Below are 19,520 nucleotides of genomic sequence, written 5' to 3' on the forward strand. Positions count from 1 at the left end.
CACGGCACCGACGCCGACGGCGAGCGCGAGGTCCCATCTGCCGGCCACCAGGAACGCAGCCGCCAGGACGACAAGGCCGCCACTGAGGATGCGGTCCGAACCGACCTCGATCATGGCACGGGTCGGTGGCGGCCGGCCGGCTGGCGGCGGTACGCGGTGCGGCCGGCGCGCTCTTCGTCGCACCCGCCGCCGTACCGCTTCGTGCCTTGCGGAACACCACGTCCGAGCAGGAGTAGTAGGTGTCCGGCGTGTTGGAGTTCTGCCAGATCGTGTAGATGAGGTGCCGGCCCTCGCGGCCCGCCGGCAGCCGACCCTTCAGCTGGTACGCCCCGGCCCGCACCGGCGGGTCGGTCACCGTCAGGAAGGGGCGCGCCTCCAGGTCCGCCCAGGTGAGCCGCGCGCGGGGGTCGTAGTCGGGCCGGGTGACATAGAGCCGGAAGGCGCCCCGGTGCTCGATGGTGGTCCGGTACCGGAAGGTGAACGTCGCGCCGGCGGTCAGCTCGGTGGACGGCCAGTCGGTCCGGGGCAGGTCCAGCCCCCGGTACGCGGACAGCCCTCCGCTGCACAGCTCGCCGTCCGGGATCCGCTCCCGGTCCCGACCGTTGATCGCGGCGACCCGCACGTTGTCCCACTCGCGGACGGCGGCGCCCGCCTGGATGGCGGCCCGGCAGGCGGCGGTGGCCGCGTGCCGGCCCTCGGGTCCGCAGGCCGCCGCCCTGCTGATCGGGTCGGTCGGGGCGCCGTGCGCGGCGGCGGGCGTGGCGGCCAACGGCACGGTCGCGGCAGCGACCAGCACGGCGGCTAGCACTCGGCGCATGGTCATGGCGTGACCTCCCGGCCAGTGGTACGGGCGCGGGAGGTCAAAGGTTCGACGTCCGGCGGCCGGGAATCGTGGCACCGGCCTCGGCGTTTCGATAGACGGTACGGATTCAGGCCAAACCCCCAGGCCGAGGAGGCAGACATGAAGGTACGTAGCTCGTTGCGTGCGCTGAAGCAGAAGCCGGGTTCGGTGGTGGTCCGCCGTCGTGGCCGGGTGGTCGTGGTGAACCGCGCGAACCCGCAGTGGAAGAGCCGCCAGGGCTGATAACGCGCCTTACCGGACATACAGTCGATGAACGCCCTGACCGGTCAGTCCCGGTCGGGGCGTTTTCGTGCGCCCGGGGGCTACCAGGGCAGTTCCCCGTCGCGGTCGACGAAGGTGCCGGTGGGGCCGTCCGGCCCGACCGTCGCCATTCGGACGATCACGGCGACGCCTTCCGCCACGCTCTGGATTCCGGGGCCACTCATACCGTGCAGGTCCGTCGCGGTGAAGCCGGGCTCGACCGCGTTGATCCGGAGGTCCGGCAGGCCCCTGGCGTACTGCACGGTGAGCATGTGCAGCGCCGCCTTCGACGAGGCGTAGATGGGCAACGCGTAGTGGGACTCGTTGCGCTCCGGGTCGGTGACCATGCCGAACGATCCGAGGCCGGTGCCGACGTTGACGATGACCGGCGCGTCCGAGGCCCTCAGCAGAGGCAGGAACGCGGCGATCACCCGTACGGCGCCGAAGACGTTGACCTCGAAGACGGGCCTGAGCCGGGCAACCGTGACGTCCTGGGGTGCCACCATGCCCTCGAAGACGCCCGCGTTGTTGACGAGAACGTCGAGCCGTCCCTCCCGGCGGGCGAGTTCGTCCGCCGCCGCCTCGACCGAGGCGTCATCGGTGACGTCGAGCCGTACGAACCGCGCGCCGACCTGGTCGGCGACGATTTGGCCCCGCGCCGCGTCCCGGGCACCGAGGTAGACGGTGTGGCCGAGTTCGACGAGGCGACGGGCGGTCTCGCGGCCGAGACCGCGGTTGCCTCCGGTGACGAGCGTGCTGGTCATGCGCTTCCCGATTCCGATCGTGGATGGTGGTGTCCCTCGAACCGAGTGTTCGTCGCTCCGGGCGACGGTCCGTTGGCCCCGGCGATCCTGGTAGTGGGAGGGCCAGTCACGGCGGGGGAAACGGCCCTACCGTGGACGGCATGGACGGCGACAACCCGCTGGGGGAGTTCCTCCGCGCCCGACGCGAACTGATCCGGCCGGAGGAGGTCGGCATCGGCGCCGGCGCGGGGCTGCGCCGGGTCCCCGGCCTTCGCCGCGAGGAGGTCGCCCTGCTCGCCGGCATCAGCTCGGACTACTACCTCCGGCTGGAGCAGGGCCGGGACCGAAACCCGTCGGTGCAGGTCCTGGAGGCGCTCGCCCGCGTCCTGCGGCTGGACCCGGACGCCACCGCCCACCTGGTCCGCCTGGGTCAGGAGCAGGGGTCCCGTCGGTCGTCCCGGGCGGCGGCAGCCCGTGCCCGGACGTCACAGCCGGAGGTGGTGCCGCCGAGCATCCAGCAGCTCATCACTGGTTGGCCCAGCAACCCGGCGTACGTGCAGACCAGGTTCTTCGACCTGGTCGCGGCCAACTCCCTCGCGACGGCGCTGTCGTCGAACTACGCGCCCGGCGTCAACCTGCTGGAGGCGGCCTTCCTCGATCCGGCGGAGCGGACCCTGCGCCGGGACTGGGACGAGATGACCGCGGAGGGCGTCGCCATCCTGCGCGCCCACGCCGGGCCGAACGTCAACCACCCGCGGTTGGTGGAGTTGGTCGGCGAACTGTCGGTTCGCAGCGAGCGGTTCCGGCAGTTGTGGGCGCGGCACGACGTGCAGCCGCAGCGGGAGCACCTCCTACGGCTGGTCCACCCGCAGGTCGGCGAAATCGAACTCCACTCGAACAAGCTCGCCATCGGCGGCTCCGACGGTCTGGTGCTGGTCGTCCTGCACGCCGAGGCCGGCAGCCCCAGCGCGGAGTTGCTCGGCATCCTGGGCAGCCTCGCCGCCGGGGCACAGCCGACCGCCCACGAGGATCCCGCACGGCAGGCCGAGTCGGGCTGATCACGCCCGTCGGTTTCAGCTCACGATCGCGCGGTCTTCGTGTGGTCGACAAGGTGGTCGGCGCGGTCCGCACCCACGCATCGCCGCGCCGGGACGCCGTTGTCGTAGGTCTCGCGCTCGGCCGCACCTCGATGTACTACGGTGTGGCGTCCGGAGAGGAGAAACCGTGTTCATCGTGGAGCTGTCCTTCGGCGACGAGCCCGACCGGCTGGCCGCCCGACCGGCACACCGGGAGCGTCTCCAGGCCCTGCACCAGGAGGGTCGGCTGGTCATGGCGGGGCCGTTCTCCGACGACTCCGGCGCGCTGCTGGTCTTCGACGTCCCGGACGCCGAGGCGCTCGCCGCGATCGTGGCCGAGGACCCCTACTACCGCACCCCGGGAGTGGCGGTCGTCGGCCAGCGAGAGTGGTCACCCATCATCCGCTAGCAGGCGGGGCACTGCCTTTCGCTGGCCGCCAGTCCACTCACGTGACGGCGTCTGGTTGAGCCCCGTTCGCCAGGTGGTCGACATGCCACTTCTGGAGCGGCACACAGATCACGTACCGCGTGACGAAGTCCGGAACGTCGGTCACCGGCAGCCCAGCCTGGCCCCGCAGGGCGGGTAACGACAGGCGGCGGCCCGGGGCGGATGCGGCGCGATGACCGCATCCGCCCCGGCGCTGCTCACCTGACGGCGTACGCGCGGATCACGGTCACCGTGGCGGTGTTTCCCGTCCGGTCGGTGGCGGTCACACGCAGGGAGAGATGACCGGCAGCCGGGTTGGTGACCCGCAGCGTCCGTCGGTCCGCGCTGACCGAGGCGGACCGCCAGGTCCTGCCGTCGTCGACCGAGAACTGCGCGGTCAGCGTGCGGTTGGCGGTGGCCGCCGAGCCGGCCAGCGGCGTCACGGCGACCGGCACGGTGAAGGCGCCGGGCGGCGCGGCGTTGTTGCTGTCCAGGGACGGGCTGAACCGTACCGTGGACAGCGGCAGCCGGGTGTCGCCGTTCGCCGACGAGAACGTCCACACGCCGCTGACCGCGGTGCTCAGCCGGTGCGGCGCGGGGCTGGTGGCCGACATCTCCAGCCGGTAGTCGCGTCGCTCGGCCGGCACCGTGAACTCGCCGTCGGTGGATGTGGTCTCGCCGATCAGGGCACCGCCGGCGTACAGGGCGGTCCGTGCGCTGCCCGTCAGGTATCGCTGGCCCCAGTGTCCGGAGCCCTCGCCGAACAACGGGATGCTGGCGCCGATCGTGTCGCCCCTCCGGAAGACGGTGTCGAAGTCGCCGTCGGCGACACCGGGATCCAGGGGCGCGAAGACGGCCCTGTTCCAGTCCTGCTGGTAGACCCGACCGACCGTGAACGCCTGCGCCGGTCCGGCCGTCTGCGTGACCCGCTCCGGCCCGTACTCCGGGTCGGTCCGCACCTGCTGCTCGAAGGTGGTGCTCCACTGCACGCCGCCCTGCGTGCCGAGATATTCGGTGCGCTCGAACGGCAGCGAGAACGGCAGGCCGACGGTGCTGCCACCAACCGTGCCGACGACCGGCCAGTTGTACTTCGCACCGGTGGCGCCGTCGGCCTCGCGGGCGTAGCGCGCGCTCACCGTGGCCAGTTCGGCCGCGGTGACCTGCTTGTCGAAACCGGTGTAGAAGGCCCCCTGGCGGGTGTACGAGGTTTCGTACGTGTAAGGGCTGTCACGGAACCCTTCGGCGTCGTTCTTCCACCGGGCGAAGACGCTGGAGATCGAGCTCTGGAACCCGGTCAACGGGGTCGCGGGACCGATCTGGCCGACGTGCAGGTCGCCGGGTGCCGCGGATTCCGTCGTGAAGCCGGCATTCCTGCCCGTCCAGTACGCGTTGACCTTGACCGTCGCCTGCCGGGCGTCCGCGCGAGGCACTCTGATGGTGACCGGCCGGGCCTGACGGGCGTCCAGCGTCACGGTCCTCGTGGCGTCGGCCGCGAAGCTGGTCTGCACCAGCATGGTGGTGTCCGCCTGGCCGTAGACATTGCCGATCAGGCCGTACTTGCCCTTGGGCAGCCGAACCGTCTGCGCCTCCTCGCCGTCGAAGAGCTCGTACGAGTGGGGGATGTCCAGCCCGATGAGGAGGTCCCAGTAGTTGAGGTTCAGCAGCCCGTCCCGCCCGAGGTGGCGGAACGTGACGTCGTAGCTCTCCACCTCTCGCTCGACCGCCGTGGGGGTCTCGACCCGGACGTCGCCGGGAGCGGTGGCCACGATCCGGGCGCTCCGGACCCCGTCCGGGCCCTCCACGCGGGTGTCGGAGGTGACGGTCGTCGTGGCGGTCCCGCCGGCCGGCACGGTCAGGCTGGTCGTGGCGAGCTTGAAGGTGTCCGCGTCGCCCTCGACGGCCAAGGTCAGGGTGACCGGCGTGGTTCCACCGTTACGGTAGGTGAGGGTCTTCGCGACCGGCGTGTCGTCGGTGTGCGGCCACTGCTGCTCGCCGAAGCTGACGCTGCCCTCGTCCACCGAGATCGTCTGACGCACCGCCCGGGCGACGTCGAGCCGCCCGGCACCCTGCCCGAACACGTCGATCCCATCGCCGGGTCGCGCGGCGCCCATCAGCAGCGCCTTGCGCTGCCGCGGTGACCAGCCGGGATGCTGCTGGGTGACGATGGCAGCCGCACCGGCCACCATCGGCGCGGCCATCGACGTGCCCGACAGGCTCGTGTACCGGTCGGAGACCGGGGCACCGGCATGTCCGGCGGCGGCCCGCGCCGCCACGATGCCCACACCGGGTGCGGTGATGTCCGGCTTGATCGCCCCGTCACCGATGCGCGGACCACGGCTCGAGAAACCGGCCAGGCGATCCTGGTCGTCGACCGCGCCGACCGCCAGTCCGGAGTCGGCGGTGGCCGGCGACCCAGTCGTCCCGCTGCCGAGTAGGCCCTGATTGCCGGCCGAGAGGACGAACAGCGTGCCGTATGCCGCGGTGAGGTCCTCAACCGCCTGTTCCAGTGGGTCGACCTCGGGGGAGTCTGGGCCGCTCAGGCTCATGTTGACCACCGGGGCTTTCTGAGCGGCCCACTGCATCCCGGCCAGAATCGCCGACTCGTCGCAGTAGTTGCCCTCGCACACCTTGCCCATGGCGAGCTTCGCGCCCGGCGCCACACCACGGTACCTGCCGCCCGAGGCGGCACCGCTGCCTGCGATGATCGAGGCGACGTGCGTGCCGTGGCCGTCGATGTCGTCCGCCGCGGAACCCTCGAGGAAGTTCTCGTTCGCCGCGATTCTGCCGGCGAAGTCCGGGTGCCCGGCGTCGATTCCACTGTCGAGCACCGCCACCGTCACGCCGGTGCCGTCCAGGCCCTGCTGCCAGGCAGCCGGCACGCCGACCTGCGCCACAGCGGTGTCGAGGGCGAGCGTGCGCTTACCGTCCAACCAGACCTTGTCGAGGCCCGAGCGCAGCGAACGGTCGACGGTCGTACCCCGGGTCAGTGAATTCCACAGGTCAGCCTGCCTGGTGCGCGACGCGCGCACCGCCAGCATGCCCACTGTGGAGATATCACGACTCACCCGCCCGCTCGCACCGACTGCTGCCCGCGCGCTCGCACCCTGTTGGTACGAGAGAAGCAGAGGCAGTTCCCGATCGCCGGTGTAGCCGAACTCGGACAGTGCCGTGACGTCGAACAACCGCTTGTCCAGCCGCCCCTGCCGCAGCAACGGCAGCGCGTCGACCGGGATCACAAGGCGGTGACCCTCGCTGGTCTGATTCACGAAGCGGATTCCGGCACGACCGGGCGCGCGCTCGATGGCGGTGCCGCCCTGTGCCGAGACCACGACCCGGTCACCCGTGATCAGCGTGATGCTGACCGCCTCCGGCGCCCGGCGCCCCGTCGGTGCCGCCGCGACCCCCGAGGGCGTGGTCGCACCGAGTGCTGCTGCCATGGTCCCGACCAGCAGAACGGCTGCGAAACCCCGTGCACGCGTCACCGCTTTTTCACCCACATGTCACACCCGGACTTCCATGAAGAGGTAGAGATGGTGGACTGTCGCGAGGTGCCGGTCCGCCACGAATCACGTCCGCGACGGACCGGCGAACCGCACCGGCTCTCGAGCTCAGCTCGCCACCGACCGGCAGTTCATCGGGGCGTCCTTGGGCACCAGGGCCCAGGCCACCTTCGCGTAGTCCCCGCCCTTGCGCACCGGGAAGACACTGAAGTGCAGGACGCTCCCCTTCGGCATCTTCGCCGGCGCGATCACCCACTCCGAGTCCCCGGACACGCCTTCCTCGTTGACTCCCTCGATCCGCTCGAACGTCAGGACGTCCTCGATCTGGGGCAGTTCCTTGCCCTGTGGCGTACACAGCACGCCGGCCTTGACGACGGCAGGAACACCGGCGTCGGCCAGCGCCTTCTCCAGCGCCTCGGGGTTGATCACCTGCTTGGATTTCAGGCGCAGCTGCACCGACCCGTCCGCCTGCTTGACCACCGAGAACGCCGCCGGTTCCATGGCCGGCGCCGTGACGCCTCCGGCCGGGGCCGAGCCGGAGGGGCCGGAGCCGATCGGCAGGGCCAGTGCGATGGCGGCCAGGGCGGCGAGTCCCCCACCAGCGGCCACGGCACCGAGCACGCCGCGGTTACGCCGCCGCGACCGGCCACGCTTCTCGATCGCCTCGACCGGACGGTCCATCCGCACGTCGGAGAGAGTCTTGCTCATCGCGTTCAACACCTCGTCCTCGTTCATATCGATTCCTAACTGGTCACGGGTACGAATTGCGCCCGCAGGGCCGCAGTGGCACGAGACAGATGGACCGCTACCGTGCGCGGCGAGATGCCCAGTTCGTCGGCTACGGCGTTGGTGTCCAGGTCGAGCCAGACCCGCAACACGATCACCTCGCGTTGGCGCTTCGGCAGCCGACGAATGGCGGTCAACATCGCCTGGTCGACGTCGCGGACGTCGTCGTCGAGCCGGGGCAGATCGTGCCCGTCGAAGGCGACCTCCCGCCGGCGCCGCCGCCACCAGGACACCCGGATGTTGAGGGCGGTACGCACCACCCACGCAGCCGGCGCCGGATGCCGTCGCACCTTCCGCCAGGAAGCCCAGGCCCGCGCGAACGCCTCAGCGACCAGATCCTCCGCCAGCGCACGATCACCCGCGCTGGCCAGTACGGCGCGTAGGCAGGCGTCCCGCGACCGCTGGTAGAAGTCCGCGAAGTCCTTCCGGTCTTGTTCCACGTCTGACATACGCGTGAGCGCCCTGATCCATTTACCGCGTCCGGAAAAAACTTCGCCGTGCCTCGACACCGGGCCGGTGACCTGGGTCACTCAGGCCTGACAGCCCCGGGATGCGCTGCTCCTACCGAGCGCGTCACCACTCCCCATGATCGCCAAGAGCGCCCCATGGCGCGCAAAGAGAATCGCACCGTTCTCTACGAACAGAGAAACGGTGCGATCATCTTGCCCAGAAGGGTGGAGCCGAGGGGACTCGAACCCCTGACCCCCACACTGCCAGTGTGGTGCGCTACCAGCTGCGCCACGGCCCCTTGCTGTCGTCCCGGTCGCCCGGGCACTGGGAAACTATACACAGACGGGCCCGCATGGTCATCTCGCGGGGTCCCCGCGGAGCCGGGGTCAGTTCAGCGCCACGTCCGGGGGGAAGTGGGCCACGGCGGCCATCATCCCGCCCTGCCGGCGCAGCACCATCGGCCACAGGTCGTCCGGCCGGTCGACGAAGGCGTCACCGGGCAGCGCGTCCAGCACGAACCAGGAGCCGTCGGAGATCTCCTGCTCCAGCTGCCCGCCGCCCCACCCGGAGTAGCCGGCGAACACCCGAATGCCGCCGATGCTCTCCCGCAGCCGCTCCGGGTCGACCGACAGGTCGATCGTGCCGACCGCTCCGGAGACCTGGTGGAACCCCTTGACCCGGCGCATCGGGTGCCGCATCCGGGCCAGGCAGATGGCCGAGTCGGGCTGCACCGGGCCGCCCTCGAAGAGCACCGCCGGGTGGCGCGCCAGGTCGCTCCAGTCGCCGAGCACGTCGGCGACCGGCACCTCGGTGGCCCGGTTCAGCACCACACCGAGCGCGCCGCCCGGCTCGTGGGCGACCAGCAGCACCACCGTACGGTCGAAGTTCGGATCCTTGAGCGCCGGAGTCGCGACCAGCAGCCGCCCGGTCATCGACTCCATCGCTCGTCCGCCGATCGCCTGACCCTCTCCCTGCATCCCCCACACACCCGTCAACCGTGAGCCCGCACCGGGGATCCGTCACCCACCGGATCCGCACGGTGCATCGGGATCAGCCGCGCTGTCAACGCCATGCCTGGCACCATAGCCTGCGTCCCGGGCGCTGGCTAAGGTCTGACCGGCAGGTGATCGGACAGTTAAGACGGAGGTTCGACAGCACCGACGGCGGACGTACGGAAACGCCCGAAAGGTTCGTCACATCCCGATAGATTCGGTTGATCGGGAGGGCGACCGCGGTCGTCCCTGCTCGCGAGACGGAGGCAGGCGGCGATGGCAACGGTCCGGGACGCGACGTACGACGTGCTTCGCACCCTCGGCATGACCACCATCTTCGGCAATCCCGGCTCGACCGAAGAGCCGTTCCTGCGTGACTTCCCGGCCGACTTCCACTACGTCCACGCGCTGCACGAGGCGACGGCGGTGGCGATGGCCGACGGCTACGCCCAGGCCGCCGGCGTACCCGCGCACGTCAACCTGCACACCGCCCCGGGGACCGGCAACGGCATGGGCAACCTGGTCACCGCCTGGCACAACAAGACGCCGCTGATCGTCACGGCCGGCCAGCAGACCCGGGAGATGCTGCTGCTCGAACCCCGGCTGACCAGCCGTCAGGCCACCGAACTGCCCCAGCCGTACGTCAAGTGGGCGTACGAGCCGGCCCGGGCGCAGGACATCCCGGCGGCGATGCTGCGGGCGTACGCCACCGCGGTGCAACCTCCGACCGGGCGGTCTTCCTCTCGCTGCCGATGGACGACTGGGTCCAGCCGGCCGACCCTGCGCCCGAGCCGCGCTCGGTGGCCACCCGGTTCGGGCCGGACCCGCAGCGGCTGGACGAGTTCGCCCGGTTGCTCGCCGGCAGCCGCGACCCGGCGCTGGTGTTCGGGCCGGGGGTGGACCGCTCCGGCGGTTGGGCGAGCGCGGTCGCGCTGGCCGAGCGGCTGGCCGCACCGGTCTGGTCGGCACCCGCACCGGAGCGGGCCGCCTTCCCGGAGGACCACCCGCACTTCCGTGGGGTGTTGCCGTTCGCGATCGGACCGCTGGCCGAAACGCTGAGCGGGCACGACACGGTGCTGGTCGTCGGCGCCCCGGTGTTCCGCTACTACCCGTACGTGCCGGGCGAGCACCTGCCCCCGGGCACCCGGCTGCTGCACGTCACCGACGACCCGGACGAAATCGCGCGGGCCCCGGTCGGCGACAGTCTGCTCGGCGACCCCGGGCTGACCCTGTCCGCGCTGCTCGACCTCGTACCGCAGGCCGACCGGACTCCCCCGACGCCGCGCGCCACGCCGGCGGCTCCGGAGGTCACCGCGCCGTTGAGCGCCGACGCCCTGTTCGCCGCGCTGGCCGCGCACTGGCCGGCCGACGGGGTGTTGGTGCAGGAGTCACCGTCCAACCTGACCGCGCTACGCCGCCAGCTACGGATCAGCCGGCCGGCGTCGTACTTCACGATGGCCAGCGGCGGCCTCGGCTACGGGCTGCCGGCCGCGGTCGGCGTGGCGCTGGCCGAGCGGGACACCGGGCGGGGTCGGCCGGTGGTGGCGGTGATCGGCGACGGCTCGTTCCACTACTCGGTGCAGGCGCTGTGGACGGCCGCGCGCCTGTCGCTGCCGGTGGTGGTCGTCGTCCCGGTCAACCAGCAGTACGCGATCCTCAAGGCGTTCGCCGAGCTGAAAAAGACACCCGGGGTGCCCGGTCTGGACCTGCCGGGGCTGGACATCACCGCCATCGCGGCCGGCTACGGCTGCGCCACCGAGGTGGTGGAGACCCCCGACCAGCTCGGCGCGGCGCTCGCCGCCGGGCTGCGCGCCAACCGTCCCACCGTGTTGCCGGTGCCGATCAGCACCGACGTGCCCAGCATCCTCTGACCCGACCCGGGTCAGCGTGGGGCGATCGACAGGGCAGCGCCGGTGGAGACGTCCAGCACCGGCCGGGTGCCCAGTGGCGCGGCGAGGGTCACCGTGACCGGTTCGAGTTTGAGCACGGCGGGGCAGACTCCGGTGGACCGGGTGACGGCGCCACCCACCACCACGACGTCGGGTCCTTCCCGCATCAGCGGCGTGATCCCGGTGTCGCAGGCGCCGACTCCGAGCCGAACGGTCAGCCGTGCGCCGTCGACCGCGGCCAGGTCCTGGGCGGCGACCAGCCCGTCCGGCAGGGGTCGGGGCGGCGCGGCGGGCTCGGGGACCGACGTGACCGCCGTCGGTGCGACGGCGAGCCGGGCCACCTGGGTCGCCAGCTCCTCGATGGTGAACAGCCAGGCCGGCACCTGCGCCTCGCCCCGGCTGGTGCGGACCGGCACGGTGCCCAGCGTGACGCCGGTGACGGTCAGCGGAAGGCAGGCGGTCTGAGTGGCGCTGGTGGCCCAGCCGTCCGGTCCTGGTTCGACGGTGGGGCCGCCGGGACTCGGAAGCCCCGGTCGTTTCGGCCGCCCCGGGCAGGGCTCCGGGTCGCCCTGGTCGAGTTGCCGGTACGCCTCGGCCGCGCTGACCAACGGCACGGTCAGCCGGCGTCCGGGAACCGGATCTCCCCGACAACCCGGGTGGGCGGGATCGGGACCTGCTCGCGGTACCAACCGGCCCGGAACGCCGCCTCGGTGTCGGGGGTGAAGCGCGGATCGCCGACGAGCACGGTCGGGCCCTGCAACGGGACGTACCCGCTTCGCCAGCTCGCGTCGGGCCGCCACGCCTCGGTGACCTCGGCGGCCCGCTGGTCGAACGCCGCCGACCGCTGCGGCGGGTCGGTGGGCGCCGGGCCGGCGCCGGTCGGCGCGCAGGCGGCCGTGAGCAGCAGCGGGAGTACGAGCAGGAGGGCCGGTCGACGCATACCGGTACGACGCGTCCGTCGGCACCCCGGTTCCCGGGTCGTCGGTCAGGTTTCGCCACCCAGATCCGTCTGGTACGCCTGCCAGAGCAGGTCGGCGCCGCGCCGCCGGTGTCGGGCCAGCGTCCGCAGCAGGTACCCGGCCCGGTGCCGCAACTCGTCGAGGCCGGCGTCGGAGTGCTCCGCCAGCCGCTGCACGGCCACCAGGGCGGCGACGATCGCGGCGTGCTCCCGGGTCAACAGCCGCACCCCGTGGTGCAGGCGGGGCGAGTGGGTGAGCAACTCCCGGTAGAGCCCGGTGGGGCCCTCGGTGACCCGGACGTGCTCGGCGAAGCGTTGCCCGACCGGACGCAGACGGAGCAGCAGGTCCTCGCGCCAGCGCGGCTCGGTCGGGGCGGCGGCGACCGCGCGGGCGAGGGCGTGCACGTCGCCGGCGAGCCCCGCGGGCCGTGGCTCACCGGGAAGACCGATGGAGTACGGGGTGGGAGGAACAGTCTGGCGCGGAACGTCGGGGAGGCCGGTCGAATGCGGGCGCCCCGCGAACGGCCGGGCGACGAGTGACGGCTGCTGGACCGGACCGGTGACCATGGCACCTCCCGCGGTGCGCTGCTATCCCATAGGCCGATGGTGAACCGCCGTCCGCGCCCTGTCCAGAGCCGGCGAAAGCCTCATCTGCCCCATCCGCCCCGGTGGTCCCATCGTCCTCACTGGTGGTGATCCGCCGGTCGGCGCACCGACCTGAGCGGTGCTCAAGGTGCGAGCGGTGAGCGTCGAAACGACGAAGCGCCCCGGCCGGTGGCCGGGGCGCTTCGCTCGAGGTGGTGGAGGTGCCGGGAATCGAACCCGGGTCCTTCGCCGGTTTGTCAGGGCTTCTCCGAGCGCAGCTCGCTGTGCCTCTACTCGGCCCCACCGCTCACGCGAGCAAGTTGGTGTGACGGGCCCAGTCGCTGATTGATCTCGCCGCACGGACCCCGCGACCGGGTCCGATTGGCCAGCCTTCTAGCTGATGCCGGCTACTGGGACGAAGGCGTTCCCAGGCCGACAGACTTAGCTACTCGCCTCAGGCGGCGAGAGCGAAGTCAGCGCGATTGTTCTTGGCGCTTATAAGTTTCCGACGACCGATTCTCGAGACGACGTCGGCTTCCTCGGCTCGCTTCCCCTGTCGCTGCGTACGAAGTCGAAACCAGTCACCCCCTCGACAGGCCGCCGATGTGGCGGCACTGACAAGACTAACGCCTGCCGCAACGGCTTTCATCCCGAGCCCCGGGGCCGCGCGCCGACCCGGACAAACAGGATGAATCAGTCGTCCATTCCCTTACCGCGTCGACCGGACACCCGGGCGATCTCCCGGTCCGCGTCCCGCTTGGCGAGGTCCTGACGCTTGTCGTACGACTTCTTGCCCTTGGCCAGGGCGATCTCCACCTTGGCCCACCCGTCGGAGAAGTAGACCTGCAACGGGACGATCGTCAGACCGCCCTCGCGGGTCTTGCCGACGAGCTTGTCGATCTCGCCCCGGTTGAGCAGCAGCTTGCGCGTACGCCGGGGCTCGTGGTTGGTCCAGGTGCCCTGGGTGTACTCCGGGATGTGCATGGCGTGCAGGAACAACTCGCCGTCACGCTCCTGGGCGAACGCGTCGACCAGCGACGCCCGCCCGGCCCGCAGCGACTTGACCTCGGTGCCGGTCAACGCCATGCCCGCCTCGTACGTGTCGAGGATCGCGTAGTCGTGGCGTGCCTTCTTGTTGGAGGCGACGACCTTGCGCCCCTTTTCCCGTGGCATCGGTGCCACCCCCTCTCCGATGTCCGCGGCCGGGGTCACCCCGGCCGGACAACCGATCATGTTACCCGAATGACAAGGACCCTCCCGCGCCGTTTATTTCCGGCCGCGGGAGGGTCCCCGGGAGACGACGGGACGACCCGTACGGTGCCTAGACCCGCAGGTAGAAGCGCAGGGTGATCCAGGCGGTGGCGGCGCTGACCAGGCCACCGACGCCGGCCATCAGCGGGAAGATGAACAGGATGTCACCCCAGCTGATCGGCGACAGCAGGCCCTGCAACGCGCTGAGCGACCCGTCGAAGAGCAGATACTTCGCCGCGACGAGTGCGACCAGGCCGAGCAGCGAGCCGATCAGGCCGGCCACCACCGCCTCCAGCACGAACGGCGCCTGGATGAACCAGTTGGACGCGCCGACCAGCTTCATGACCGCCACCTCGCGCCGCTTGCTGTACGCGGCCACCTGAATGGTGTTCGCGACCAGCAGCAGTGCGGCGATCGCCATCACGATGGCGGCAGCCAGCGCGATGTTCTGGATCGAGGTGAGGATGTTGAAGATCTTGTCCAGCAGGCGGCTCTGGTCGACGATTTCGTCGACACCCGCCGTGTCCTTGTACTGGTCGTAGATGTCCTTGTACTGCTCCGGGTTGTTCAGCTTGAGCCGGAACGACTCGGGCAGCTGGTCCGGCTTGACGGCGTTCACCAGGTCCGGCGCGTCCTGGTACATCTCCTTGAAGCGCTTGTACGCCTCGTCCTTGTTGACGTAGAGAACGTCCTTCACCAGGGGGTCGGCGTTCAGCTTGGTGTCCAGGTCGGTGCGCTCCTGCTCGCTCACCTCCTGGTTCAAGAAGATCGAGACTTCGATGTTCTTGTAGTAGAGGTCCTTCATGTCGTCGACCTGGCGGTACATGAGACCGCTGGCGCCGAGCATGGTCAGCGAGACCGCCATCGTGATGATCATCGCGATGGACATGGTCACGTTGCGCCACAGTCCGACCAGTACCTCGGACAGGACGTATTTCACGCGCATCGGGATTTCCTCCGGGTCTCCGGCATGAGGTGTTCGTCGTCAGGCTGCGCAGGGGTGGAGCGCCGGCTCACCCGTAGACGCCGCGGGCCTGGTCACGCACGATGCGACCGCTCTCGATCTCGACAACGCGGCGGCGCATCTGGTTCACGATGTTGGAGTCGTGAGTGACCATCACGACGGTCGTGCCGGTGCGGTTGATCCGGTCCAGCAGACGCATGATCTCGATCGAGGTGTCCGGGTCCAGGTTTCCGGTCGGCTCGTCCGCCAGCAGGATCAGCGGACGGTTCACGAACGCCCGGGCGACGGCGACCCGCTGCTGCTCACCACCGGAGAGCTCGTGCGGATAGCGGTGCTCCTTGCCACCGAGCCCGACCAGCTCCAGCACCTCCGGCACGACCCGGCGGGCAACCGCCTTGGTCTTGCCGATCACCTCGAGAGCGAATGCCACGTTCTCGTAGGCGGTGCGGTTCGGCAGAAGCCGGAAGTCCTGGAAGACACAGCCGATCGAGCGCCGGAAGTGGGGTCGCTTCCACGAGCGCATCGACGTGACGTCCTTGCCGTTGACGACGACGCGGCCCTTGTTGGGGGCGACCTCGTGCAGCAGCATCTTGATGATTGTGGACTTGCCGGAGCCGGATGGACCGATGAAGAAGACGAACTCGCCCTTCTCGATCGAGACGGACACGTTGTCGAGCGAAGGCCGGGACGCCTTCGGGTACGTCTTCGTCACTTGCTCAAGCTGAATCACGGGTGGTGAGTCTACGCGGTGTAACAACTGAGCCAAGCCCCACGCCCCACAGATCCGGCGCGCGTCGTCGAATCAGGCTTCTACCTGGAGATCGACGACGCGCTCCGCCCGCGAGCCGTCACGCACCGTCGCCGGCGAGCTGACGCTGCTTGCGCCAACGGATACCGGCCTCGATGAACCCGTCCAGTTCGCCGTCGAAGACCGCGCTCGGATTGCCGGTCTCCTGCTCGGTTCGGAGATCCTTCACCATCTGATACGGGTGCAGGACGTAGGAGCGCATCTGGTCGCCCCACGAGCCGGCGGCGTTCTCCTTGAGCCCCTCCAGCTTGGCCTGCTCCTCCTGGCGCTTGCGCTCCAGCAGCCGGGCCTGCAGCACCCGCAGCGCGGATGCCTTGTTCTGTAGCTGGGACTTCTCGTTCTGGCAGGTCACCACGATGCCGGTCGGAATGTGGGTGAGCCGGACCGCCGAGTCGGTGGTGTTGACGCTCTGCCCACCGGGGCCGGAGGAACGGTAGACGTCGACCCGTACCTCGTTCTCCGGGATGTCGATGTGGTCGGTCTGCTCGGTGACCGGCAGGACCTCGACGCCCGCGAAGCTGGTCTGCCGGCGGCCCTGGTTGTCGAACGGGCTGATCCGGACCAGCCGGTGCGTCCCCGACTCGACGCTGAGCGTCCCGTACGCGTAGGGCACCTTGACCGCGAAGGTGGCCGACTTCAGGCCCGCCTCCTCGGCGTACGAGTTTCGTAAACCTCGGTCGGGTAGCCGTGCCGCTCCGCCCAGCGCAGGTACATCCGCAGCAGCATTTCGGCGAAGTCCGCCGCGTCGACACCACCCGCGCCGGCCCGGATGGCAACCAGCGCCTCCCGGGAGTCGTACTCGCCGGAGAGCAGGGTGCGGACCTCCATCTCCTGGATGGCCTTGGTCAGCCCGGTGATCTCCGCCTCGACCTCGGTGAGCACACCCGGGTCGGATTCGGCCTCGGCGAGCTCCAGCAGCACCCGGGCGTCGTCGAGTTGGGCGCGCAGGCTGCCCAGCTTGCTGATCTCGCCGTTGACGTACGACAGCTGCGAGGTCACCTGCTGAGCCTTGGCCTGGTCGTCCCACAGGTCAGGGGCGGAAGCCTCCTGCTCAAGGCGGGCCTTGTCCTCGTGGAGTCGGTCGAGGTTGAGGACGGCCTCGATGTTTCGCAGGGTCGCGTCGAGTTCCTTGAGCTGTTCGGCGTAATCGGCAGCGGTCACGACAGACAAGCGTACTGTGCCGGGGCCGGAGCAGCTCGTCTGCTGTCGGCGAATCTGCCGGAGGTCACCCGACGGGGGCGGACTTCAGCCACGACAGCGCCGCCCGGTGGTAGGCGACCGCGAACTCCAGCGCGCTGGCGTCGTAGGTCTCGCCGTCCCGTTTGGCGTTCTTGACCTGTTCGCGTACCTGGGCGAGGGCCTCGGTGTGGTATTCGTTGGCGGAGGCGTACAGGCTCTTCAGCTGGCTCGCGGAGTGCAGGTTGCCGAAGGCCATCCGAAGCGCTATCGGGTTGCGGATGGTGTCCCGCCCCGGGTTCTCCGCCAGCCAGCGGGAAAATGTCCGTTTCCCGCTGGCGGTGAGCGCGTACGGCTGGCTCATCCGCGGCCCCGGCTTGCCGAGCCGCACGAAACCCCGCTCAGCCAGCACCGGCAACTCGCGGTAGACCTGACTACGGGTCATCGACCAGTACGGCGCCAGACGGCGCTCAGCGGCGGCCATCAACTGGCCGCCTGTCATCGGGCCCTCGTGGAGCAGCCCGAGCAGGGCCGCCGCCGTAGGGTTGACTCCGGATTCCGCCATGCCCACTACGCTGCCACTTTGCGCACACGGCGTCCAGGATTTGGCAGTTTGCCACCCGACAGGACTTCCTTTGTGCACTGTCGGCGACAGACTGTCCGTTGAGGACTATCGATGGGTTGGGCCCGGCCGGCGCGCCGGCGGCGTCGAGCGCGCCGCCGGCGGGTCGTCGCCGGTCAGCCCATGTGGGGGTACGTGTGGTCGGTCGGCGGCACGAACGTCTCCTTGATCGTGCGCGGCGACACCCAGCGGACCAGGTTCAGCCAGGAGCCCGCCTTGTCGTTGGTGCCGCTGGCCCGGGCGCCGCCGAACGGCTGCTGCCCGACCACCGCGCCGGTGGGCTTGTCGTTGATGTAGAAGTTGCCGGCCGCGTACCGCATGCGCTCGCCGACCGCGTCGACGACCCGCCGGTCGGTGGCGAACACCGACCCGGTCAGCGCGTACGGGGCGATGGACTCGGCCTGCGCGACCACGTCGTCGAAGCGGGCGTCGTCGAAGACGTGCACGCCCAGGATCGGCCCGAAGTACTCGGTGGTGAAGGTCTCGTGGGCGGCGTCGCCGCACTCGAACAGGGTCGGCCGGACGAAGTAGCCGACCGAGTCGTCGGCGGTGCCGCCGGCCAGCACCCGGCAGCTGTCATCGCCGCCGATCAGCTCCAGCGCGGCGGTGTGCCGGGAGAACGCCTTGTCGTCGATCACCGCGCCGCCGAAGTTGCCGAAGTCGGTGACGTCGCCGTAGGTCAGCGACTCGGTGGTGGCGGCAAGCCGGTCGCGCAGGCCGCCCTCCCAGAGCGAACGCGGCACGTACGCCCGCGAGGCCGCCGAACACTTCTGGCCCTGGTACTCGAAGGCGCCACGGATCAGCGCGGTGTGCAGCGCGTCCACGTCGGCGCTGGTGTGCGCGACCACGAAGTCCTTGCCGCCGGTCTCGCCGACCAGCCGCGGGTAGCCCCGGTAGCGGGCGATGTTGTCGCCGACGGTCCGCCACAGCTGCTGGAAGACCTTGGTCGAGCCGGTGAAGTGGATGCCGGCCAGGTCCGGGTCGGCGAGCACGACGTCGGAGACCTCCTCGCCCCGGCCGGTGACCATGTTGATCACGCCGGGCGGGAGGCCGGCGGCCTCGAACAGACGCATGGTGAAGTGCGCGGCGAACTGCTGGGTCGGACCCGGCTTCCAGATCACCGTGTTGCCGAGCAGAGCCGGCGCCGACGGCAGGTTGCCGGCGATCGCGGTGAAGTTGAACGGGGTGACCGCGTAGACGAAGCCCTCCAGCGGGCGGTGGTCGAAGCGGTTCCAGACACCGGGCGACGACGCCGGCTGCTCCTCGAGCAGGCGACGGGCGAAGTGCACGTTGAACCGGAGGAAGTCGATGAACTCGCACGCCGAGTCGATCTCCGCCTGGATGGCGGTCTTCGACTGGCCGAGCATCGTGGCGGCGTTGAGGGTGTCGCGCCACGGACCGGCGAGCAGCTCGGCGGCGCGCAGGAAGATCGCCGCGCGCTCCTCGAACGGCAGTGCCCGCCACATCGGGGCGGCGGCCTTGGCGGCCTTGATGGCGGCGTGGGCGTCGTCGTGGGTGGCGTGCCCGGTCACGCCCAGCACGTGCGCGTGCCTGTGCGGCTGCACCACGTTGATCGGATCGCCGGCGGCCATCCGCTGCTCGCCACCGATGGTCATCGGCAGGTCGATGCGCTCGGCGGCGAGTTCGGTCAGCCGCCGCTGGAGCCGCTCCCGATCGGGGCTGCCCGGCTCGTAGTTGCGAACCGGCTCGTTGCGCGGCTCGGGTACGGAGAACACGGCATCCATCAAGGCTCCTGGCGATCTCGACAGCAGTGGCGAAACCGGACCCGCGGGCACCGACCGGACGGCCGGACACCGGACGCCGCCCGAAGGGCCGAGCAGCGGCGGGACCTCCCACGATTCTCCCATGCGGGGCCGTGCGCCCCACCTCGGCCACCTCTCTGTGCCAAGGACCGCCCCACCCCTCCTCCCCTTACCGATCGGGCTCGATCCGGTGGCCCTCCCCGTACGCCGGCAGTCGCCTCGCCGCGCGCCGGGCGACCGCAGCCGGAGCCGCTCGGAGCGCCAGGCCGGGTCGCACCCGCCGCGACCGTCCCGGGACGACCGACGGCCCAGCGGGCCCGCGTACCCTGAATGGTCGGTGACCTGCCGCCTCGAAGGGGAGACGATGACCAAGCAGCCCGGCCGCGCCCCGGCCGCGGAGTCGGACGAACCGGCGGCCGACGCGGCCA

Annotated in this window: 17 protein-coding genes, 1 tRNA gene, 1 other RNA gene and 3 pseudogenes; 6 read left to right on the top strand and 16 right to left on the bottom strand. The window is 70.5% G+C overall.

Annotation, left to right across the window (positions count from 1 at the left end; genetic code table 11):
• On the bottom strand, positions 1-823 hold an 823-nt coding region (locus tag JNW91_RS20055; RefSeq protein ID WP_203177067.1), incomplete at its 3' end, for a lytic polysaccharide monooxygenase auxiliary activity family 9 protein.
• A gap of 138 nt (positions 824-961) precedes the next feature.
• Between JNW91_RS20055 and JNW91_RS20060 the strand changes: the two genes are divergently transcribed.
• Entirely contained in the window at positions 962-1,084 is a 123-nt protein-coding gene (locus JNW91_RS20060) for a 50S ribosomal protein L36 (protein WP_030490864.1), read from the top strand.
• A gap of 80 nt (positions 1,085-1,164) precedes the next feature.
• Here the strand turns inward: JNW91_RS20060 and JNW91_RS20065 are convergent, their stop codons facing one another.
• The gene (locus tag JNW91_RS20065) at positions 1,165-1,866 is read right to left on the bottom strand and encodes an SDR family NAD(P)-dependent oxidoreductase (RefSeq protein WP_203177068.1); all 702 of its coding nucleotides are present in this window, start codon (positions 1,864-1,866) and stop codon (positions 1,165-1,167) included.
• Between the two features lie 140 nt (positions 1,867-2,006).
• On the opposite strand from JNW91_RS20065, the gene JNW91_RS20070 reads away from it, so the two are divergent.
• The 3 genes and pseudogenes from JNW91_RS20070 to JNW91_RS33985 form a co-directional block, all read left to right on the top strand.
• Positions 2,007-2,903, top strand: a complete 897-nt coding sequence (locus tag JNW91_RS20070) for a helix-turn-helix domain-containing protein (protein ID WP_203177069.1) — start codon at positions 2,007-2,009, stop codon at positions 2,901-2,903.
• Positions 2,904-3,069: 166 nt separating this feature from the next.
• Positions 3,070-3,330 carry a YciI family protein gene (locus JNW91_RS20075; protein ID WP_203177070.1) on the top strand — a complete coding sequence of 87 codons (261 nt, stop codon included), beginning with the start codon at positions 3,070-3,072 and terminating at the stop codon, positions 3,328-3,330.
• A gap of 86 nt (positions 3,331-3,416) precedes the next feature.
• Positions 3,417-3,545, top strand: a pseudogene (locus tag JNW91_RS33985) (hypothetical protein); the annotation flags it as partial.
• A gap of 21 nt (positions 3,546-3,566) precedes the next feature.
• On the opposite strand, the gene JNW91_RS20085 reads toward JNW91_RS33985, so the two are convergent.
• The 5 genes from JNW91_RS20085 to JNW91_RS20105 form a co-directional block, all read right to left on the bottom strand.
• Positions 3,567-6,785 carry a S8 family serine peptidase gene (locus JNW91_RS20085; RefSeq protein WP_203177071.1) on the bottom strand — a complete coding sequence of 1,073 codons (3,219 nt, stop codon included), beginning with the start codon at positions 6,783-6,785 and terminating at the stop codon, positions 3,567-3,569.
• Positions 6,786-6,956: 171 nt separating this feature from the next.
• Complete coding sequence (locus tag JNW91_RS20090; protein ID WP_203177072.1) at positions 6,957-7,583, bottom strand: hypothetical protein; 627 nt, start codon at positions 7,581-7,583, stop codon at positions 6,957-6,959.
• Between the two features lie 8 nt (positions 7,584-7,591).
• On the bottom strand, positions 7,592-8,083 hold the full coding sequence (locus tag JNW91_RS20095) for an RNA polymerase sigma factor (protein ID WP_203177073.1): 492 nt from the start codon (positions 8,081-8,083) through the stop codon (positions 7,592-7,594).
• A gap of 226 nt (positions 8,084-8,309) precedes the next feature.
• Positions 8,310-8,382, bottom strand: a tRNA-Ala gene (locus JNW91_RS20100).
• 88 nt (positions 8,383-8,470) lie between these two features.
• On the bottom strand, positions 8,471-9,061 hold the full coding sequence (locus tag JNW91_RS20105; RefSeq protein WP_203177074.1) for a YqgE/AlgH family protein: 591 nt from the start codon (positions 9,059-9,061) through the stop codon (positions 8,471-8,473).
• 339 nt (positions 9,062-9,400) lie between these two features.
• On the opposite strand from JNW91_RS20105, the pseudogene JNW91_RS33990 reads away from it, so the two are divergent.
• Both JNW91_RS33990 and JNW91_RS20110 read left to right on the top strand, forming a co-directional pair.
• A pseudogene (locus JNW91_RS33990) lies at positions 9,401-9,604 on the top strand (thiamine pyrophosphate-binding protein); the annotation flags it as partial.
• Positions 9,605-9,828: 224 nt separating this feature from the next.
• Positions 9,829-10,947: a thiamine pyrophosphate-dependent enzyme gene (locus JNW91_RS20110; RefSeq protein WP_238425350.1), complete on the top strand. Its 1,119-nt coding sequence runs from the start codon at positions 9,829-9,831 to the stop codon at positions 10,945-10,947.
• Positions 10,948-10,958: 11 nt separating this feature from the next.
• Here the strand turns inward: JNW91_RS20110 and JNW91_RS20115 are convergent.
• The 9 genes and pseudogenes from JNW91_RS20115 to pruA all read right to left on the bottom strand — a co-directional run bounded on the left by JNW91_RS20115 (position 10,959) and on the right by pruA (position 19,074).
• A pseudogene (locus JNW91_RS20115) lies at positions 10,959-11,905 on the bottom strand (hypothetical protein).
• Between the two features lie 45 nt (positions 11,906-11,950).
• Positions 11,951-12,490: a hypothetical protein gene (locus JNW91_RS20120; RefSeq protein WP_238425351.1), complete on the bottom strand. Its 540-nt coding sequence runs from the start codon at positions 12,488-12,490 to the stop codon at positions 11,951-11,953.
• 231 nt (positions 12,491-12,721) lie between these two features.
• Positions 12,722-13,097: a transfer-messenger RNA gene (gene ssrA / locus JNW91_RS20125) on the bottom strand.
• 104 nt (positions 13,098-13,201) lie between these two features.
• The gene (smpB, locus tag JNW91_RS20130; protein WP_203177075.1) at positions 13,202-13,681 is read right to left on the bottom strand and encodes an SsrA-binding protein SmpB; all 480 of its coding nucleotides are present in this window, start codon (positions 13,679-13,681) and stop codon (positions 13,202-13,204) included.
• A 148-nt stretch (positions 13,682-13,829) separates the two neighbouring features.
• A complete protein-coding gene (gene ftsX / locus JNW91_RS20135) occupies positions 13,830-14,705 on the bottom strand; it encodes a permease-like cell division protein FtsX (protein WP_203177076.1) in 876 nt (291 codons plus the stop codon).
• 67 nt (positions 14,706-14,772) lie between these two features.
• A complete protein-coding gene (gene ftsE, locus JNW91_RS20140; protein ID WP_030331491.1) occupies positions 14,773-15,453 on the bottom strand; it encodes a cell division ATP-binding protein FtsE in 681 nt (226 codons plus the stop codon).
• A gap of 118 nt (positions 15,454-15,571) precedes the next feature.
• Positions 15,572-16,692 (bottom strand): peptide chain release factor 2 gene (gene prfB / locus JNW91_RS20145; protein WP_203177077.1). Its coding sequence is split into 2 segments (ribosomal slippage): positions 15,572-16,191 and positions 16,191-16,692, totalling 1,122 coding nucleotides; the frame shifts between segments, so codons are not numbered across the junction.
• A 64-nt stretch (positions 16,693-16,756) separates the two neighbouring features.
• Complete coding sequence (locus JNW91_RS20150; protein ID WP_203177078.1) at positions 16,757-17,272, bottom strand: PadR family transcriptional regulator; 516 nt, start codon at positions 17,270-17,272, stop codon at positions 16,757-16,759.
• Between the two features lie 173 nt (positions 17,273-17,445).
• Positions 17,446-19,074: an L-glutamate gamma-semialdehyde dehydrogenase gene (gene pruA / locus JNW91_RS20155; RefSeq protein ID WP_203177079.1), complete on the bottom strand. Its 1,629-nt coding sequence runs from the start codon at positions 19,072-19,074 to the stop codon at positions 17,446-17,448.
• Between the last annotated feature and the right edge of the window lie 446 nt (positions 19,075-19,520).

The sequence above is a fragment of the Micromonospora parastrephiae genome (genome assembly GCF_016802865.1).
Taxonomy (GTDB): Bacteria; Actinomycetota; Actinomycetes; order Mycobacteriales; family Micromonosporaceae; genus Micromonospora; species Micromonospora parastrephiae.

Coding starts and splice junctions, on each gene's coding strand:
- JNW91_RS20120 (WP_238425351.1), bottom strand. CDS start 12,490: ATGGTCACCGGTCCGGTCCAGCAGCCGTCACTCGTCGCCCGGCCGTTC.
- JNW91_RS20110 (WP_238425350.1), top strand. CDS start 9,829: ATGGACGACTGGGTCCAGCCGGCCGACCCTGCGCCCGAGCCGCGCTCG.
- JNW91_RS20065 (WP_203177068.1), bottom strand. CDS start 1,866: ATGACCAGCACGCTCGTCACCGGAGGCAACCGCGGTCTCGGCCGCGAG.
- smpB (WP_203177075.1), bottom strand. CDS start 13,681: ATGCCACGGGAAAAGGGGCGCAAGGTCGTCGCCTCCAACAAGAAGGCA.
- JNW91_RS20060 (WP_030490864.1), top strand. CDS start 962: ATGAAGGTACGTAGCTCGTTGCGTGCGCTGAAGCAGAAGCCGGGTTCG.
- pruA (WP_203177079.1), bottom strand. CDS start 19,074: ATGGATGCCGTGTTCTCCGTACCCGAGCCGCGCAACGAGCCGGTTCGC.
- JNW91_RS20070 (WP_203177069.1), top strand. CDS start 2,007: ATGGACGGCGACAACCCGCTGGGGGAGTTCCTCCGCGCCCGACGCGAA.
- JNW91_RS20085 (WP_203177071.1), bottom strand. CDS start 6,785: ATGGCAGCAGCACTCGGTGCGACCACGCCCTCGGGGGTCGCGGCGGCA.
- ftsX (WP_203177076.1), bottom strand. CDS start 14,705: ATGCGCGTGAAATACGTCCTGTCCGAGGTACTGGTCGGACTGTGGCGC.
- JNW91_RS20090 (WP_203177072.1), bottom strand. CDS start 7,583: ATGAACGAGGACGAGGTGTTGAACGCGATGAGCAAGACTCTCTCCGAC.
- JNW91_RS20150 (WP_203177078.1), bottom strand. CDS start 17,272: ATGGCGGAATCCGGAGTCAACCCTACGGCGGCGGCCCTGCTCGGGCTG.
- JNW91_RS20105 (WP_203177074.1), bottom strand. CDS start 9,061: ATGCAGGGAGAGGGTCAGGCGATCGGCGGACGAGCGATGGAGTCGATG.
- JNW91_RS20095 (WP_203177073.1), bottom strand. CDS start 8,083: ATGTCAGACGTGGAACAAGACCGGAAGGACTTCGCGGACTTCTACCAG.